Below are 2,921 nucleotides of genomic sequence, written 5' to 3'. Positions count from 1 at the left end.
AGCTTGAAGACGGTCAACTGACCCCCAAGCGCCGTGTAGTCGCTCAGGGCTGCATAGCCGCCCACAGCGCCCAGACCGGCATTCGGATCGGTCAGACCGGCCGCAAGGCCAATCCCGGCCCAGCCGCCGATACCCGACAGGATGCCGACATACTGCTTGCCACCGTGCTCATAGGTCATCACGTTGCCGATGATCCCCGACGGCGTCTTGAAGCTGTAAAGCTCGTCGCCGGTCGCAGCATCAATCGCCTTGAGATAGCCCTCGAGCGTGCCGTAGAACACCACATCGCCCGCGGTCGCCAGAGCGCCCGACCAGACCGAGAACTGCTCGGGGATCGACCACTTGATCTTGCCCTCGATATTGTCCCAGGCGATGAAATTGCCCATGCCGCCATGGCTGCCGGGTGCGGGATACATCGCCAGCGTGGCACCCACATAGGGCTGACCGGCGGTATAGCTCACACGGAACGGCTCGTAATCCATGCAGACGTGGTTGGTGGGGATATAGAACAGACCCGTCTTGGGGCTATAGGCAGATGGCTGCTGGTCCTTGGTGCCCAGTGCCGCCGGACAGATCCCGGTCGAGTTCACATCCTCGCCATTCTGCTCGGTGGAATATTCCGCCACCACAGCCGGACGGCCATAGGTCTCAGAGGCGGGGTCCATATCCACACCCGTGGTCCAGTTGACGACCGGATCAAACTTTTCGGCCACCAGCAACTCGCCGGTTTCGCGGTCCAGCGTATAGGCCAGACCGTTACGGTCCGGGTGGGTCAAGAGCTTGCGCATCTTGCCGTCAACCTCTTGATCCGTCAGGATCATTTCGTTGACGCCGTCGTAATCCCACTCGTCATGCGGGGTCATCTGATAGAGCCACTTTGCCTTGCCGTCATCAGGGTCGCGCGCCATGATGGTCATCGACCAACGGTTGTCGCCGGGCCGCTGCGCCGGGTTCCAGGTCGACGGGTTGCCGGTGCCGTAATAGAACAGGTCCAGTTCCGCATCATAGGAATACCAGCCCCAAGTCGAGCCGCCGCCGATCTTCCACTGATCGCCTTCCCAGGTGTTCGTGCCCGAATCCGGTCCCACCGGCTTGCCCAGATGGGTGGTATTCTCCGGATCAATCAGCGTGTCGCTGTCCGGCCCCATCGAATAGGCCCGCCAGATCATCGCGCCGGTGTTCATGTCATAGGCGGTCGTATGGCCGCGCACACCGAATTCACCGCCCGAAATACCGACGATCACCTTGTCCTTGACCGGCAGCACCGTCGCGGTGTTGGTCTCGCCAATCGCCGGATCGCCATTGACCGCCGTCCACTTGACCTCGCCGGTCTTGGCATCAAGCGCCACAACGGTGGTATCGGCCTGATGTAGGAAGACCTTGCCATCGGCATAGGCCACGCCCCGGTTGACCGTGTCACAGCACATCACCGGAATCACGTTGGGGTCTTGCTTGGGCTCGTATTTCCAGAGGATCTTGCCGTTGTCGTTCAGGTCGAGCGCATAAACGATGTTCGGAAAGGGCGTGTGGACATACATGATGTCGTCGATCACCAGCGGCGAGCCTTCATGCCCGCGCAGAACGCCGGTCGAGAATGTCCAAGCCACCTGCAACTTGCCCACGTTGTCCTTGTTGATCTGGTCCAACTCGGAATAGCGGGTATTGGCATAGTCGCCGGTCTGGATCGCCCATTGCTTGGGATCGTCGATCCGCGATTGCAGATCGTCATTGGCCATGGCCATGCCGGATGCGCCGACAAAGAACGCCGCCGACATCAAGAGTGATTTCTTCATTTTGTCCTCCCTGGATAAAACTTCAGTCGTTTCTGTCATCCCGCCCCACACCGCCCTCCTCTGCGGTGGGGCCGGGGCGTCTTGCCTCCCGCCCGGCCCTCTGGGCCGCGCTCAGTAGATCACCACGCTGCGGATGCTTTCGCCGGCGTGCATGAGTTCAAATCCTTTGTTGATGTCCTCGAGCGGCATGGTGTGGGTGATCATCGGGTCGATCTCGATCTTGCCCTGCATGTACCAATCGACGATTTTCGGCACATCCGTGCGCCCGCGCGCGCCGCCAAAGGCCGTGCCGCGCCACGAACGCCCCGTGACCAGTTGGAACGGCCGCGTGCTGATCTCGGCCCCCGCCGGTGCCACGCCGATGATGATGCTCTCGCCCCAGCCCTTATGCGCCGCCTCCAGCGCTGTGCGCATCACGCCGACGTTGCCGGTGGCGTCGAATGTGTAATCCGCACCCCCGCGGGTCAGCGCCACCAGATGCGCCACCAGATCGCCCTTGACCTCCTTGGGGTTGACGAAATCGGTCATGCCAAAGCGCGTGGCCATCTCGATCCGGCCCGGATTGATGTCGACGCCGACGATCTGATCCGCCCCCGCCAGCCGCAGCCCTTGCAGCACGTTGAGGCCGATGCCGCCCAGACCGAACACGATGGCGCGGCTGCCAATCTCCACCTTGGCGGTGTTGATCACGGCACCCACGCCGGTGGTGACACCGCAGCCGATGTAGCAAATCTTGTCGAACGGCGCATCCTTGCGCACCTTGGCCAGCGCAATTTCGGGCAGGACGGTGTGATTGGCAAAGGTCGAGCAGCCCATGTAATGCAGGATCGGCGTGCCGTTCAGCATCGAAAACCGGCTGGTGCCGTCGGGCATCAGACCCTGCCCCTGGGTCGAGCGGATTTTCTGGCAGAGGTTGGTTTTCGGGTTGAGGCAGTAGTCGCACTCGCGGCATTCGGGCGTGTAGAGCGGAATGACGTGATCGCCCGGCTGCAGGCTGGTGACACCGGGCCCCACCTCGAGCACGACGCCCGCGCCCTCATGCCCCAGAATGGCCGGAAACGCCCCCTCGGGATCGGCCCCAGAGAGCGTGAAATCATCCGTGTGGCACAGGCCCGTCGCCTTGATCTC

The 2,921-nt window shown here is 62.2% G+C and carries 2 protein-coding genes; both read right to left on the bottom strand.

Annotated features, from left to right (window positions below):
• Window positions 1–1,793, bottom strand: a 1,793-nt coding sequence (locus tag KBT70_RS04525; protein WP_296629314.1) for a methanol/ethanol family PQQ-dependent dehydrogenase, incomplete at its 3' end; no start/stop codon positions are given.
• 111 nt (window positions 1,794–1,904) lie between these two features.
• The coding region (locus KBT70_RS04520) for an S-(hydroxymethyl)glutathione dehydrogenase/class III alcohol dehydrogenase (protein ID WP_296629311.1) at window positions 1,905–2,921 on the bottom strand (1,017 nt) is incomplete at its 5' end.

The organism is Roseovarius sp., from assembly GCF_018066915.1.
Taxonomy (GTDB): domain Bacteria; phylum Pseudomonadota; class Alphaproteobacteria; order Rhodobacterales; family Rhodobacteraceae; genus Roseovarius.
This window is presented reverse-complemented; position numbering and strand designations above follow the sequence as displayed.